At 70.0% G+C, this 15,705-nt stretch carries 11 protein-coding genes and 1 tRNA gene; 11 read left to right on the top strand and 1 reads right to left on the bottom strand.

The window, feature by feature from the left end; translation table 11 throughout:
• Positions 1–41: 41 nt before the first annotated feature.
• Together CEQ11_RS10810 and CEQ11_RS10805 are read left to right on the top strand one after the other, a co-directional pair.
• Entirely contained in the window at positions 42–1,331 is a 1,290-nt protein-coding gene (locus CEQ11_RS10810) for an ATP-binding protein (RefSeq protein ID WP_088478605.1), read from the top strand.
• A complete protein-coding gene (locus CEQ11_RS10805; protein ID WP_088478604.1) occupies positions 1,328–2,044 on the top strand; it encodes a response regulator transcription factor in 717 nt (238 codons plus the stop codon). Before CEQ11_RS10810 ends, CEQ11_RS10805 begins: the two co-directional genes overlap by 4 nt.
• A gap of 119 nt (positions 2,045–2,163) precedes the next feature.
• Here the strand turns inward: CEQ11_RS10805 and CEQ11_RS10800 are convergent, their stop codons facing one another.
• Positions 2,164–3,372 carry a pyridoxal phosphate-dependent aminotransferase gene (locus CEQ11_RS10800; protein WP_088478603.1) on the bottom strand — a complete coding sequence of 403 codons (1,209 nt, stop codon included), beginning with the start codon at positions 3,370–3,372 and terminating at the stop codon, positions 2,164–2,166.
• 185 nt (positions 3,373–3,557) lie between these two features.
• Here CEQ11_RS10800 and CEQ11_RS10795 point away from each other — a divergent pair.
• The 9 genes from CEQ11_RS10795 to CEQ11_RS10755 all read left to right on the top strand — a co-directional run bounded on the left by CEQ11_RS10795 (position 3,558) and on the right by CEQ11_RS10755 (position 15,595).
• Positions 3,558–3,630 (top strand) — tRNA-Trp (locus CEQ11_RS10795).
• A gap of 74 nt (positions 3,631–3,704) precedes the next feature.
• A complete protein-coding gene (gene secE, locus CEQ11_RS10790) occupies positions 3,705–3,959 on the top strand; it encodes a preprotein translocase subunit SecE (protein ID WP_067188476.1) in 255 nt (84 codons plus the stop codon).
• 86 nt (positions 3,960–4,045) lie between these two features.
• Entirely contained in the window at positions 4,046–4,879 is an 834-nt protein-coding gene (nusG, locus tag CEQ11_RS10785) for a transcription termination/antitermination protein NusG (protein ID WP_088478602.1), read from the top strand.
• A 138-nt stretch (positions 4,880–5,017) separates the two neighbouring features.
• Complete coding sequence (gene rplK, locus CEQ11_RS10780; RefSeq protein ID WP_067188473.1) at positions 5,018–5,449, top strand: 50S ribosomal protein L11; 432 nt, start codon at positions 5,018–5,020, stop codon at positions 5,447–5,449.
• Positions 5,450–5,549: 100 nt separating this feature from the next.
• Positions 5,550–6,254, top strand: a complete 705-nt coding sequence (gene rplA / locus CEQ11_RS10775; RefSeq protein WP_067188471.1) for a 50S ribosomal protein L1 — start codon at positions 5,550–5,552, stop codon at positions 6,252–6,254.
• A 491-nt stretch (positions 6,255–6,745) separates the two neighbouring features.
• Positions 6,746–7,261 carry a 50S ribosomal protein L10 gene (rplJ, locus tag CEQ11_RS10770; RefSeq protein WP_088478601.1) on the top strand — a complete coding sequence of 172 codons (516 nt, stop codon included), beginning with the start codon at positions 6,746–6,748 and terminating at the stop codon, positions 7,259–7,261.
• A 76-nt stretch (positions 7,262–7,337) separates the two neighbouring features.
• Entirely contained in the window at positions 7,338–7,727 is a 390-nt protein-coding gene (gene rplL, locus CEQ11_RS10765) for a 50S ribosomal protein L7/L12 (RefSeq protein ID WP_088478600.1), read from the top strand.
• A 390-nt stretch (positions 7,728–8,117) separates the two neighbouring features.
• Positions 8,118–11,624, top strand: a complete 3,507-nt coding sequence (gene rpoB, locus CEQ11_RS10760) for a DNA-directed RNA polymerase subunit beta (RefSeq protein WP_088478599.1) — start codon at positions 8,118–8,120, stop codon at positions 11,622–11,624.
• A gap of 80 nt (positions 11,625–11,704) precedes the next feature.
• On the top strand, positions 11,705–15,595 hold the full coding sequence (locus CEQ11_RS10755) for a DNA-directed RNA polymerase subunit beta' (RefSeq protein WP_088478598.1): 3,891 nt from the start codon (positions 11,705–11,707) through the stop codon (positions 15,593–15,595).
• Positions 15,596–15,705: the final 110 nt, after the last annotated feature.

The raw sequence follows: 15,705 nt of genomic DNA, 5'->3' as shown, positions 1-15,705 counted from the left end.
CCCGGATGTGCGCTCCGGGGCCCAGCGGGCAGGATGGGGGCATGCAGCACCCCACCCCGCCGCAGGGCGGCCCCGCGCCGCGTGTGCGCCCGCCGCTGCTGCGGCACCACGGCGACCACCCCGTGGCCGGTGTCTGCGCAGGCCTGGCCCGGCACCTCGAGCTGCCCGTGGCCTGGGTGCGCCTGGGCATGGTGGTCCTGGCCCTGACCGGCGGCGTGGGCCTGGCCCTGTACACCTGGCTCTGGCTGTTCCTCCCGCAGGAGCGAGCGGACGGGACGGCGGACGACGACCCCGAGCTGCGCCGCCGCCTCGAGACCGGCCTCGCCCGCGTCCGCGAGGTCGGCTGGCCCGCGGTCCTCGGCGCCGCCGTCGTCTGCGTGGCCGTCCTGGTGGTGGTGCAGGCCTTGGGGGCCGACGTGGACTGGCAGACCGCGGCCCCGGTCGGCATCCTGGTGATCGGCCTCGGCGTGGCCTGGATGCAGGCGGACACCGCCGCATCCCCGGGTCGCAGCCGCGGCACCTGGCTGCGCATCGCCCTCGGCACCGCCCTGGTGCTCGTCTCCGTCCTGGCGCTCGCCGTGGACACGGCAGGCCCGGGCACGCTGTGGCTCGGGCTGCTGCTGGCCGTCGCCCTGCTCGCCGGCCTGGCCCTCGTGGCGGCGCCCTTCGTGCTCGGCCTGGTCGCCCGCCGGGAGCGGGAGCGCACCGCGCTCGCCGTGCAGACCGAGCGTGCGGAGATCGCCGCCCACCTGCACGACTCCGTGCTGCAGTCCCTGGCCCTGATCCAGCGCCGCGCCTCCGACCCGGAGACGGTCGCCCGCGTGGCCCGGGCCCAGGAGCGCGAGCTGCGCTCCTACCTCTTCGACGACCCCTCCCAGGCGCCGGACGCGCTCTCCGAGGCGCTGCGCCGGGTGGCCGGGGAGGTCGAGGACGCCCACGGCCGCCGCATCGAGGTCGTCGCCGTGGGCGAGACTGAGGGCGAGTGGCTGGACCCGCTCGTGGCGGCCTCCCGCGAGGCCATGGCCAACGCCGCCCGCCACGCCGGGGACGCCCAGGTGTACGCCGAGGTCCTCGAGGACGACCAGGGGGCGATCGAGGGCGTGGACGTGTTCGTCCGGGACCGTGGCCCCGGCTTCGACCCGGATCAGCTGCCGGCTGACCGCCACGGCGTCCGCGAGTCCCTGCGGGGCAGGATGGAACGGGCCGGGGGAACGGTGCGCATACGCTCCTCTGCCGGCGGCACCGAGGTCCACCTGCACCTCGATGCCCCGGCCGTCGTCCGTCCGGAGGGCGGCGTCAGAGGCACCGACCCGCGAGAGGAGGGCGCATGAGTGAACCGGTGACCGCCGTGATCGTGGACGATCACGCCATCTTCCGTGCCGGCCTGCGCGCGGACCTGGACCCGGCCCGCGTCGAGATCGTCGGCGAGGCCGGGGACGTCGACCAGGCCGTGGCCGTCGTGCTGGAGACGGCCCCGGACGTGGTGCTGTTGGACGTGCACCTGCCCGGCGGCGCCGGCGGCGGGGGAGCGGAGGTCGCCCGTCGCGTCCTCGAACGGGACCCGGAGCGGCGTCTGCTGGCCCTGTCCGTGTCCGACGCCGCCGAGGACGTCGTGGCCGTCATCCGCGCCGGCGCCCGCGGCTACATCACCAAGTCCGCCTCCGGGGCCGACGTGGTGGACGCCGCCGTCCGCGTGGCCGAGGGGGACGCCGTGTTCTCCCCGCGCCTGGCCGGCTTCGTCCTGGACGCCTTCCGCGGCGCGGCGGCCCCGGACACGACGGCGGTCCGCCCCTCCGGTGCCCCGGACGCCTCCCCGGTCCCGACGGACCGGGACGCGCAGGACGAGGAGCTGGACCGGCTCTCGGCCCGCGAGCGCGACGTCATGCGCCTGATCGCCCGGGGCTTCACGTATCGGGAGGCGGGCGCGGAGCTGTTCATCTCGGACCGCACGGTGGAGTCCCACGTCTCCTCCGTGCTCCGCAAGCTGCAGCTGTCCAACCGCCACGAGCTCACCCGCTGGGCCGCCCGCCGCGGCTACGCGTGAGCCGGCCCCGTCTGGGAGGGGCCGGGCAGACGGAAGGCGACCGGCCGTCGTCGTCGAGGGGATCTCCTCCACGACGACGGCCGGTCGCCTCCTGCATGCGCCCTGACCGGGCGCGGGGCTCACTCGGAGAGCAGGGCGCGGATGCGTTCGGCACCCTCGGCGAGGTCGTCGTCGCCCAGCGCGTAGGACAGGCGCAGGTAGCCGGAGGGACCGAACGCCTCGCCCGGGACCACGGCCACCTCGGCCTCGTTGAGGATCAGGGCGGCCAGCTCGGCGGAGGTCGCGGGGGTGACGCCGCGGATCTCGCGGCCGAGGGCGTCGCGGACGTCCACGTAGGCGTAGAAGGCGCCCTCCGGGGTCGGGCACTCGAAGCCCGGGACGGCGTTCATGGCCTGCACCATGGCCTTGCGGCGGCGGTCGAAGGCGACCTTCATCTCATCGACGGCGTCCAGTGGGCCGGAGACGGCGGCCAGGGCGGCGCGCTGCGAGACGTTGGAGACGTTCGAGGTCGCGTGGGACTGCAGGTTGGTGGCGGCCTTGATGACGTCCAGCGGGCCGGCCATCCAGCCGACGCGCCAGCCGGTCATCGCGTAGGTCTTGGCCACGCCGTTGAGGATCACGGCCTGCTCGGCGAGCTCCGGGACGGCCTTCACGATCGAGGTGAACGGCACGCCGTCGTAGGTGAGGTGCTCGTAGATCTCGTCCGTGACGACCCACAGGCCGCGATCCAGCGCCCAGCGGCCCACGGCCTCGGTTTCCTCGGGGGAGTAGACGGCGCCGGTCGGGTTGGACGGGGAGACGAAGAGCAGGACCTTGGTCTTGGCGGTGACGGCCTCCTCGAGCTGGTCCACGGTGATCTTGTAGCCCTGCTCCGGGCCGGCGAAGACCTCCACGGGGACGCCGCCGGCCAGGCGGATGGCCTCCGGATAGGTGGTCCAGAACGGGGCGGGGATGATGACCTCGTCTCCCGGGTCCAGCAGGGAGGCGAAGGTGTTGTACACGGCCTGCTTGCCGCCGTTGGTGATCAGCACGTGCTGGGAGTCCAGGGCCACGCCGGAGTCGCGGGCGGTCTTGGCGGCCACGGCCTCACGCAGCTCGGGCAGGCCCGCGGCTGCGGTGTAGCGGTGGTTCTTCGGGTTCTGCGCGGCGGCCACGGCGGCCTCGACGATGTAGCCCGGGGTAGGGAAGTCCGGCTCGCCGGCGCCGAAGCCGATCACGGGGCGGCCGGCGGCCCTGAGCTCCTTCGCGCGGGCATCGACGGCCAGGGTGGCGGACGGGGCGATCGAACCGATGCGCTCTGAGACGCGGCGGGCGGGTGCGGGTGCCATGGTTTCCTCTTGACTCTCGGGAGTGCGGGCGGCCGGGCGGGTCCCGCGTCGGGCGCGCGACCCGCCTCCAGACTAGTCCGGAGGGCCGGCTGGTTCGACTTCCAGGGCCTCTATGGCGTACGCTGTTCACTCGGCACCGCGACGCGGTCCTCCGGCGAGCGGCCGGAGAACCCGGATCGGTCCCTAGGGTAGTGGCGCAATTGGTAGCGCAGCGGTCTCCAAAACCGCAGGTTGCAGGTTCGAGTCCTGTCTGCCCTGCGCATCGACGCAGCCGTTCCGGCTGCTCGAGATGACGGCAAGAACGTAACGGCGATCCGACTGAGTGAGGCCACGTGTCTGAGACGGCAGTGAGCGGCGGCGGCAGCCGCCCCGCAGACGCCCGCAAGAAGCGTGGCCTCTTCGCTCGCATCGGCCTCTTCCTGCGCCAGGTGATGGATGAGCTCCGCAAGGTGGTCACCCCCACCCGGGAGGAGCTTCTGCGCATGACCGGCGTCGTGCTCGCCTTCGTGGCGATCATGATCCTCCTGGTCATGGGGCTGGACTGGCTCTTCGGCACGGCGGCACGCTTCACCTTCGGCGGCTTCTGACCCGAGGGAGCGGCCGAGTCGGAGAGGCCGCCGCTGCGTTCCACCGTCCGCAGCCTCTGTACCCCGTGAGCAGAAAGCAGGAACCCGTGTCCGAGCAGGAACTCGATCCCCAGGCCACCGAGGACGCCGCCGCCTCCGAGGCGCCCGCCCAGGCTGAGGAGATCACCGCGGACGTGACCGCGGAGACCGCCGAGACCGAGGCGCCCGCTGCTGAGGAGGCCGCCGCGCCGGCCCAGGAGGCGGAGGCCCAGCAGGCCCCCGCCGAGGAGGACGAGCCCGAGGTCGACCCGGCCGAGGAGCTCCGCACCCGTCTGCGCCGCCAGCCCGGCGACTGGTACGTGGTGCACACCTACGCGGGCTACGAGAAGCGCGTCAAGACCAACCTCGAGACCCGCATCCAGACCCAGGACATGGAGGACCTGATCTACGAGATCGAGGTCCCCATGGAGGAGGTCGTGGAGATCAAGAACACCACGCGGAAGATCGTCTCCCGTGTGCGCATTCCGGGCTACGTGCTCGTCCGCATGGACCTGACCGACGCCTCGTGGGGCGTCGTCCGCCACACCCCGGGCGTCACCGGCTTCGTGGGCAACGACGCGTACCACCCGCAGCCGCTGTCCCTCGACGAGGTCTTCGACATGCTGGCCCCGTCGGTCATCCAGGAGGCGGCCAAGGCCGCGGAGAAGGAGGGCCGCCCGGCCCCCGCCGCCGCTGGGGAGTCCGGCGCTGAGGCCCAGGCCGTCCACGTCGACTTCGAGGTCGGCGAGTCGGTCACCGTCAACGACGGTCCGTTCGAGACCCTCCCGGCCACGATCTCCGAGATCAAGCCGGAGGCCCAGCAGCTGGTCGTCCTCGTCTCCATCTTCGAGCGCGAGACCCCGGTCACCCTGTCCTTCAGCCAGGTCACCAAGATCCTCTGACGGGCAGACAACACAGTCGTCCCCTCGCCGCCGGCCGCCTGCCGGTGGCGTCAGGGAACCGGCCGCCGCGCCACGGCGGCCACCGCCCGCAGTACGCTCCTGTGCTGCGGGTCCACCAGTGAGAGAAGGATCCGACACATGGCTCCCAAGAAGAAGGTCGCCGGCCTGATCAAGCTCCAGATCCAGGCCGGTGCTGCCAACCCGGCCCCGCCGATCGGCCCGGCCCTCGGCCAGCACGGCGTGAACATCATGGAGTTCTGCAAGGCCTACAACGCCGCCACCGAGTCGCAGCGCGGCAACGTGGTCCCGGTGGAGATCACGGTCTACGAGGACCGCTCCTTCACCTTCATAACCAAGACCCCGCCGGCCGCCGAGCTGATCAAGAAGGCCGCGGGCGTCTCCAAGGGCTCCGGCACCCCGCACACCGACAAGGTGGGCAAGCTGACCCAGGCCCAGTGCGAGGAGATCGCGCAGACCAAGATGGCGGACCTGAACGCCAACGACGTCCAGGCCGCCGCGAAGATCATCGCCGGCACCGCCCGTTCCATGGGCATCACCGTCGAGGGCTGACACCTCCACGGGACGTCCTGACGGGCGTCCACCCCACTCTTTCCACGTGGCAGGACCGAGCGCGGTCCGCAGACCACAACTGCACAAGGAGAAAACGCAGATGGCACAGCGCAGCAAGGCATACAAGGCCGCCAAGGCCGCGATCGAGGATCGCCTGTACTCCCCGGCCGAGGCGATCGCCCTGGCCAAGGAGACCAACCCGTCGAAGACCGACGCCACCGTCGAGGTCGCCATGCGCCTCTCGGTCGACCCGCGCAAGGCCGACCAGATGGTGCGCGGCTCGGTGTCGCTGCCGAACGGCACCGGCAAGACCGCCCGCGTGGTCGTGTTCGCCACCGGTGAGCGCGCCGAGGCCGCCCGTGCGGCCGGCGCCGACTTCGTCGGCGACGACGACCTCATCGCCAAGGTCCAGGGCGGCTGGGTCGACTTCGACGCCGCCGTGGCCTCCCCGGAGCTCATGGGCAAGGTCGGCCGTCTCGGCAAGGTCCTGGGTCCGCGCAACCTGATGCCGAACCCGAAGACCGGCACCGTGACCCCGGACGTGGCCAAGGCCGTGACCGACATCAAGGGCGGCAAGATCGACTTCCGCGTCGACAAGCACTCGAACCTGCACTTCATCATCGGCAAGACCTCGTTCGACGCGAAGGCGCTGACCGAGAACTACGCCGCAGCCCTGGAGGAGATCCTCCGTCTGAAGCCGGCTTCCTCCAAGGGCCGCTACATCACCAAGGCGACCGTGGCCACCACCTTCGGCCCGGGCGTCCCGATGGACCCGAGCGCCACCAAGGCCGAGGCCGAGGGCTGATCCTCGCCTGAGACGACGGTCGCCTGACCGTCCACGACGACGGCCGGTCGCCTCCTGCTCGGAGGGGCCGGCCGTTGCCGTGTCCGCGGGACCCTGTGCCCCGAACGACGCACGAGATCCTGTGCGCCGAACCATGCACGGGACCCTGTGCGCCGAACCAGAAGGAACGGCTGCTTCGCCGCGCGGGGAAGGGGCCGATTCTTCTGGTTCGGCGCGCGGCGTGCGCAGGCGGTTTGGCGCGCGGGGCCCGCATGGGATACGATGATTCAACCGAAGACCGCCGGTTGCGGTGCTCTATGCCCTCGGGCAGGAGAGCCGCCGAAGGTCCTCCGAGCGGAGGCGACCTGCGCAGGTGAAACGTGAGCCACGCGCTGACACATGGACTCCTTTGTGGAGCCCGCCGTCCCGCCGCGCCCCGTGCACCTGCACGGGGCGTTTCTCTTTGTGGGGATCGCGCGGTTCCGAATGAAGATCCCATTGAGAGGAGTGCCATGGCGACGTCTGCAAAGAAGACGGCGGTGGCCGAGCTCGCGGACCTGTTCCGTGAGTCCAGCGCCGCTGTGCTGACGGATTACCGTGGCCTGACGGTGGGCGAGCTCAAGCAGCTTCGCGACGCCCTCCGTCAGGACGCGACCTACGCCGTGGCGAAGAACACGCTCACTGAGATCGCGGCCAAGGAGGCCGGCGTGGAGGGACTCGAGTCCCACCTGTCCGGTCCGACCGCGATCGCCTTCGTGACCGGTGACCCGGTCAACGTCGCGAAGGCTCTGCGTGACTTCGCCAAGGACAACGACAAGCTCGTGCTCAAGGGCGGCTACATGGACGGCCAGCCTCTGGACGAGGCCGGCATCAAGAAGATCGCGGACCTCGAGTCCCGCGAGGTGCTGCTGTCCAAGTTCGCCGGCGCCATGAAGGGCTCCATGAACAAGGCCGCCGCCCTGTTCCAGGCCCCGCTGTCGAAGTCCGTCCGCACGGTCGAGGCGCTGCGCGCCAAGCAGGACGCCTGAGCGTCCTACCCACCCGATGGGCCGCGCGGCCCTCATCCACACCTACTTCACGTAGCAAACACGTAAAGGAGCCATCATGGCCAAGCTGACCACCGACGAGCTGCTCGCCGCCTTCGAGGAGCTGACCCTCATCGAGCTCTCCGAGTTCATCAAGGCTTTCGAGGAGAAGTTCGACGTCACCGCTGCCGCCCCGGTCGCCGTTGCCGCCGCCGGCGGTGCCGCTGCCGACGGAGAGGCCGCCGCCGCCGAGGAGAAGGACGAGTTCGACGTCATCCTCGAGGCCGCCGGCGACAAGAAGATCGGCGTCATCAAGGAGGTGCGCGCCCTCACCTCCCTCGGCCTGAAGGAGGCCAAGGACCTGGTGGACGGCGCCCCGAAGCCGGTCCTCGAGGGCGTCAACAAGGAGACCGCCGACAAGGCCAAGGAGCAGCTCGAGGGCGCCGGCGCCACCGTCACCCTCAAGTGATGATCGCGGCCTCGCGCCGCATCTGAGCTTCGCACCCGACCCCCGTTCCGCCGCTGCGGAACGGGGGTCGCGTCGTGTCCGAGGTCGGTCGACGACGGCCCCGGGGAAGGCGAGCATCCGTCGTCGGGAAGGGCCGCGGGGAGGCGGGCAGGCTTCCTGCCCGCCACGCGGATCGGAGGTGACGCGGGCCCGGTGGACAATCGTGGTATGGGGCGATACTCTAGATCTTTGCATCTCCCTGCTTCCGCGCGCCCTGACGACAGACCGTCGATTCAGGGCCGACGGCGCGGACGAGCGTGGCCTTCATATGGCGGTGGGCCCGCACGCGGCATCTGGGCCGTCCTGGGAGAGCCGAACACGGACCCCCGAAAGCCTGTGGAAGGATCCTACGTGGTCGCCTCGAGCACCTCCAACGAAACCGCTTCCGTCTCCCCGCGTTCCGGCGCCTCCGCCGGTCGCATCTCCTTCGCCAAGATCGCCGAGCCGCTGGACGTGCCCGATCTGCTGGCGCTGCAGACCGACTCCTTCGACCGCCTCGTCGGCAACGAGCGCTGGGCCGCGCGCGCCGACCAGGCCCAGGCCGCCGGCGACCACTCCGTGCCGGTGATCTCCGGCCTCACGGACATCTTCGAGGAGATCTCCCCGATCGAGGACTTCCAGGAGACCATGTCCCTGTCGTTCTCCGAGCCGGAGTTCGCGGACGCGAAGATGCCGGAGGAGGAGTGCAAGGAGCGCGACGCCACCTACGCCGCGCCGCTGTACGTCAAGGCCGAGTTCATGAACAACACGACCGGCGAGATCAAGCAGCAGACCGTCTTCATGGGCGACTTCCCGCTCATGACCAAGAACGGCACCTTCATCATCAACGGCACCGAGCGCGTCGTCGTGTCCCAGCTGGTCCGCTCCCCGGGCGCCTACTTCGAGCGCACCCCGGACAAGACCTCGGACAAGGAGATCTTCTCCGCCAAGATCATCCCCTCGCGCGGCGCCTGGTTCGAGCTCGAGGTGGACAAGCGCGACCAGGTGGGCGTCCGCCTGGACCGCAAGCGCAAGCAGCCGGTGACCGTGCTGCTCAAGGCCATGGGCTGGACCGAGTCCCGCATCCTCGAGGAGTTCGGCCAGTACGACTCCATCCGCGCCACCCTGGAGAAGGACGGCACCGCGGACCAGGACGAGGCCCTGCTCGACATCTACCGCAAGCTGCGCCCGGGAGAGCCGGCCGCCGTGGATGCCGCCCAGACCCTGCTGAACAACCTGTACTTCACCCCGAAGCGCTACGACCTGGCGAAGGTGGGCCGCTACAAGCTCAACCGCAAGTTGGGCGTGGACGTGCCGCTGTCTGATCCGCACTCCACCGTGCTGACCGAGGACGACGTGGCCCAGATGGTGCACTTCATCTGCGCTCTGCACGCCGGCGAGTCCACCATCAAGGGCACCCACGACGGCGAGGACGTGGACGTGCGCGTCGAGATCGACGACATCGACCACTTCGGCAACCGCCGCATCCGCGCCGTGGGCGAGCTGATCGAGAACCAGATCCGCACCGGCCTGTCCCGCATGGAGCGCGTCGTGCGTGAGCGCATGACCACCCAGGACGTCGAGGCGATCACCCCGCAGACCCTGATCAACATCCGCCCGGTCGTGGCGTCGATCAAGGAGTTCTTCGGCACCTCCCAGCTGTCCCAGTTCATGGACCAGAACAACCCGCTGGCGGGCCTGACGCACAAGCGTCGCCTGTCCGCGCTCGGCCCGGGCGGCCTCTCGCGCGACCGTGCCGGCATGGAGGTCCGCGACGTCCACCCGTCGCACTACGGCCGCATGTGCCCGATCGAGACCCCTGAGGGACCGAACATCGGCCTCATCGGCTCGCTCGCGACCTTCGGTCGCATCAACTCCTTCGGCTTCATCGAGACCCCGTACCGTCGCGTCGAGGACGGCAAGGTCACCGACAAGGTCGACTACCTGACCGCGGACGACGAGCTCGGCTGCCAGATCGCGCAGGCGAACGCGCCGGTGGGCGAGGACGGCCGCTTCACCGAGGACCTGGTCCTCTGCCGTCAGCGCGGCGGCGGCGGCGAGCCGGTGCTGTCCGCTGTGGACGACATCGACTACATGGACGTCTCCCCGCGCCAGATGGTGTCGGCCGCGACCGCCCTCATCCCCTTCCTCGAGCACGACGACGCCAACCGCGCGCTCATGGGCGCCAACATGCAGCGCCAGGCCGTGCCGCTGCTGCAGTCTGAGGCCCCGTACGTGGGCACCGGCATGGAGAAGTACGTGGCCGTGGACGCCGGCGACTCCGTGACGGCCACCGCGGCCGGCGTCGTGACCGAGGTGGCCGCCGACCTGGTGACCGTCATGAACGACGACGGCACCACCACGCACTACCCGATCATGAAGTTCGCCCGCTCGAACCAGGGCAACGCGTACAACCAGCGCGTGCGTGTGTCCGAGGGCGACCGCGTGGAGCCGCTGAGCATCATCGCCGACGGCCCCGCCACCGACAACGGCGAGCTCGCCCTGGGCAAGAACCTGCTCGTGGCGTTCATGCCGTGGGAGGGCCTCAACTACGAGGACGCCATCATCCTGTCCCAGCGCATGGTCTCCGACGACGTGCTGACCTCGATCCACATCGAGGAGTACGAGGTCGACGCCCGTGACACCAAGCTGGGCGCCGAGGAGATCACCCGCGACATCCCGAACGTGTCCGACGAGGTGCTGTCCCAGCTCGACGAGCGCGGCATCATCCACATCGGCGCCGAGGTGGAGGCCGGCGACATCCTCGTCGGCCGCGTCACCCCGAAGGGCGAGACCGAGCTGACCCCGGAGGAGCGCCTGCTGCGCGCCATCTTCGGCGAGAAGTCCCGCGAGGTGCGCGACACCTCGCTGAAGGTGCCCCACGGCGAGTCCGGCACCGTCATCGGCGTGCGCATCTTCGACCGCGACGAGGACGACGACCTGCCTCCGGGCGTGAACCAGCTGGTCCGCGTCTACGTCGCGCAGAAGCGCAAGATCACCGACGGAGACAAGATGGCCGGCCGTCACGGCAACAAGGGCGTCATCTCCAAGATCCTGCCGGTCGAGGACATGCCGTTCCTCGCCGACGGCACCCCGGTGGACGTCATCCTGAACCCGCTCGGCGTGCCGGGCCGAATGAACCTCGGCCAGGTCATGGAGCTGCACCTGGGCTGGGCCGCCTCCCGCGGCTGGGACATCCAGGGTGAGCCCGAGTGGATCAAGGACCTGCCGAACTTCCCGCGGCAGTCCGGACCGGTCAACGTCGCCACCCCGGTGTTCGACGGTGCCGAGGCCTACGAGATCGAGGGCCTGCTGGGCCATGTCAACGTGACCCCCGACGGCGAGCGCCTGATGGGCACCGACGGCAAGGCCCGGCTGTTCGACGGCCGCACCGGCGAGCCGTTCCCGGACCCGATCTCCGTCGGCTACATGTACATGCTGAAGCTGCACCACCTCGTGGACGACAAGATCCACGCGCGCTCCACCGGCCCGTACTCGATGATCACCCAGCAGCCGCTCGGCGGAAAGGCCCAGTTCGGTGGCCAGCGCTTCGGCGAGATGGAGGTGTGGGCGCTCGAGGCGTACGGCGCCGCCTTCACCCTCCAGGAGCTGCTGACCATCAAGTCCGACGACATCCACGGGCGCGTGAAGGTGTACGAGGCCATCGTGAAGGGCGAGAACATCCCGGAGCCGGGCGTTCCGGAGTCCTTCAAGGTCCTCATCAAGGAGATGCAGTCCCTGTGCCTCAACGTGGAGGTCCTCTCCGCGGACGGGCAGACCGTCGAGATGCGTGACTCGGATGACGAGAGCTTCCGGGCCGCCGAGGAGCTGGGCATCGACCTGTCCCACGCCGAGCCGAGCTCGGTCGAGGAGGTCTGAGCCCCTCGCTCCCGCACCCACAAGACGTCACCTGAGAACCACTGAACTGAGGAGTTCACCGGAACATGACCGTTCACAGCATGTCCACTGACAACTCTTTCGGCCTGATGCGCATTGGCCTGGCCACGGCGGAGGACATCCGCCGCTGGTCCTACGGCGAGGTGAAGAAGCCGGAGACCATCAACTACCGCACCCTCAAGCCGGAGAAGGACGGGCTCTTCTGCGAGCGCATCTTCGGCCCCACCCGTGACTGGGAGTGCGCCTGCGGCAAGTACAAGCGAGTGCGCTTCAAGGGCATCGTCTGCGAGCGCTGCGGCGTCGAGGTGACCCGCTCCAAGGTGCGCCGCGACCGCATGGGCCACATCGAGCTCGCAGCCCCCGTGACCCACATCTGGTACTTCAAGGGCGTGCCCTCGCGCCTGGGCTACCTGCTGGACCTGGCCCCGAAGGACCTCGAGAAGGTCATCTACTTCGCGGCCTACATGATCACCTCTGTGGACGAGGAGGCCCGCCACAAGGACCTGCCGAACCTGCAGGCCGAGCACGACCAGGAGACCCGTGTCCTGGCCGAGCAGCGCGACGCGGACATCGCCGCGATCGCCGGTGACCTGGAGAAGGACCTGGCCAAGCTGGAGTCCGAGGGCGCCAAGGCCGCGGAGAAGAAGAAGGCCCGCGACGCCGCGGACAAGACCATGGCGCAGATCCGCAAGCGTGCGGACGCGGAGCTGGACCGCAAGGAGCAGGTCTGGGACCGCTTCAAGAACCTCAAGGTCGCCGACCTCGAGGGCGATGAGGGTCTCTACCGCGCCATGCGCGACAAGTACGGCCAGTACTTCACCGGTGCCATGGGCGCGGAGGCCATCCAGAAGCGCCTGGAGACCTTCGACCTCGAGGCCGAGGCCGAGATGCTGCGCGAGACCATCAAGACCGGCAAGGGCCAGCGCAAGACCCGCGCCCTGAAGCGTCTGAAGGTCGTCAACGCGTTCCTGACCACGGACAACTCCCCGGAGGGCATGGTCCTCGACGCGGTCCCGGTGATCCCGCCGGAGCTGCGCCCGATGGTCCAGCTGGACGGCGGCCGCTTCGCGACCTCCGACCTCAACGACCTCTACCGTCGCGTGATCAACCGCAACAACCGCCTGAAGCGCCTGCTCGACCTCGGTGCCCCCGAGATCATCGTGAACAACGAGAAGCGCATGCTCCAGGAGTCCGTGGACTCCCTGTTCGACAACGGCCGTCGCGGCCGCCCGGTCACCGGCCCGGGCAACCGCCCGCTGAAGTCGCTCTCCGACATGCTCAAGGGCAAGCAGGGCCGCTTCCGCCAGAACCTGCTCGGCAAGCGCGTCGACTACTCGGGCCGTTCGGTCATCGTGGTCGGCCCGCAGCTGAAGCTGCACCAGTGCGGCCTGCCGAAGCAGATGGCGCTGGAGCTGTTCAAGCCGTTCGTGATGAAGCGCCTCGTGGACCTGAACCACGCGCAGAACATCAAGTCCGCCAAGCGCATGGTGGAGCGCTTCCGCCCCCAGGTGTGGGACGTGCTCGAAGAGGTCATCACCGAGCACCCGGTGCTGCTGAACCGCGCACCCACCCTGCACCGTCTGGGCATCCAGGCCTTCGAACCGCAGCTCGTCGAGGGCAAGGCACTCCAGCTGCACCCGCTGGTCTGCTCGGCGTTCAACGCGGACTTCGACGGCGACCAGATGGCGGTCCACCTGCCGCTGTCGCCGGAGGCCCAGGCCGAGGCCCGACTGCTCATGCTCTCGAGCCACAACATCCTGAAGCCGTCGGACGGCCGCGCTGTGGCCGTCCCCGCACAGGACATGATCATCGGCCTGAACCACCTGACCACCGTCCGCGAGGACGAGGTCGGCGCCGGCCGCGAGTTCTCCTCGGTCGCCGAGGCCATCATGGCCTTCGACGCCGGCGAGCTGCACCTGAACGCCCCGGCCACGATCGCGGTGGAGGGCTTCGTGCCCTCGGCCGCCGTGTCCGCTCCCGAGGAGTGGAACGAGGGTGAGCCCGCCCTGATCGAGACGACCCTGGGCAAGGTCATCTTCAACGACCTGCTGCCGGCCGACTACCCGTGGCTGGACACCCAGGCCACCAAGGGCACCCTCGGCAAGCTGGTCAACGACCTGGCCGAGCGCTACCCGATGGCCGTCACCGCCCAGACGCTGGACAACCTCAAGGACGCCGGCTTCTACTGGGGCACCTGGTCGGGAGTCACCGTGGCCATCTCCGACATCACCTCGGACATGGACAAGGCCGCCATCATGGAGGGCTACGAGGAGCAGGCCCGTCGTGTGCAGGCCCAGTACGACAAGGGCCTCATCGCGGACGACGAGCGTCGCTCCGAGCTGATCGACATCTGGAACAAGGCGACCGACGAGGTCGCCGAGGCCATGCGTGCCGGCCTGCCGACGCTGAACACCATCAACCGGATGGTGACCTCCGGTGCACGAGGCAACTGGCTCCAGGTGCGCCAGATCGCGGGCATCCGCGGCCTGGTGGCGAACCCGCAGGGCGAGATCATCCCGCGTCCGATCAAGTCCTCCTACCGTGAGGGCCTGTCCGTGCTCGAGTACTTCATCGCGACCCACGGCGCCCGCAAGGGCCTCGCGGACACCGCGCTGAAGACCGCGAACTCGGGGTACCTGACCCGACGTCTCGTGGACGTCTCCCAGGACGTGATCGTCCGCGAGGAGGACTGCGGCACCGAGCGCGGTCTGGCCGTGACCATCGCCCTGGCCGACGCCAACGGCGAGCTGCGGCAGCACGAGACGGTGGAGAACTCGGCGTTCGCCCGCACCCTGGCGACCGATGTGGAGGTCGACGGCACGGTGGTGGCGAAGGGCGGCGCCGACGTGGGCGACGTCCTGATCGGCGAGCTCGTGGCCGCCGGCGTGACCGAGATCAAGGTGCGCTCCGTGCTCACCTGCGAGTCCGCCGTGGGCACCTGCGCGAAGTGCTACGGCCGCTCCATGGCCACCGGCCAGATGGTGGACATCGGCGAGGCGGTGGGCATCATCGCCGCCCAGTCGATCGGTGAGCCGGGCACCCAGCTGACCATGCGTACCTTCCACACCGGCGGTGTGGCGTCCGCGGACGACATCACGCAGGGTCTGCCGCGTATCCAGGAGCTGTTCGAGGCCCGCACGCCGAAGGGCATGGCCCCGATCTCCGAGGTCGCCGGTCGTGTGACCGTCGAGGACGACGAGACCTCGATCCGCCTGATCCTGACTCCGGACGACGGCTCCGAGGACATCGCCTACCCGGTGCTGCGCCGTGCGCGCCTGCTGGTGGAGGACGGCGAGCACGTGGCCGTGGGCACCCAGCTGGTGGCCGGTGCGGTGGATCCGAAGCAGGTGCTGCGCGTGCTCGGCCCGCGAGCCGCCCAGCGCTTCCTCGTGGACGAGGTGCAGAACGTGTACCAGTCCCAGGGTGTGGGCATCCACGACAAGCACGTGGAGGTCATCGTCCGCCAGATGCTGCGTCGCATCACCGTGATCGAGTCCGGTGAGACCGACCTGCTGCCGGGCGAGCTGACCGACCGCGTCCGCTTCGTGGCCGCCAACCGCGCCGCCGTGTCCGAGGGTCGTCAGCCGGCCTCCGGCCGTGACGAGCTCATGGGCATCACCAAGGCCTCGCTGGCGACCGACTCGTGGCTGTCCGCCGCGTCCTTCCAGGAGACGACCCGCGTGCTCACGCAGGCGGCCATGGAGGGCAAGGAGGACCCGCTGCTGGGCCTGAAGGAGAACGTGATCATCGGCAAGCTGATCCCGGCCGGCACCGGCCTGGACCGGTACACCCAGACCGTGGTGGAGCCGACCGAGGAGGCGAAGGCGAACCTGTTCACCTCGCCCTCCGGCTTCGCGGACTTCGACTACCCGGGCCTGGACCAGTCCATGGGCGGCGACTTCCACGCCATGACCCTGGACGACTACGGCCGCGGCGGCGACTTCCGCGCCTGACCCGGTCCGGATCCGTCGGTTCCGGTCGGCTGCGCTGAGGGCCCGTCCCGCTCCCGCATGGCGGGGGAGGGGCGGGCCCTCCGCCGTGCCCGCCGGGGACGGGGCGGACC

This window comes from Micrococcus sp. FDAARGOS_333 (genome assembly GCF_002206575.2).
Classification (GTDB): Bacteria; Actinomycetota; Actinomycetes; order Actinomycetales; family Micrococcaceae; genus Micrococcus; species Micrococcus lylae.
Note: the sequence above shows the minus strand (reverse complement) of the source record. Positions and strands in the feature narration are given on the sequence as shown.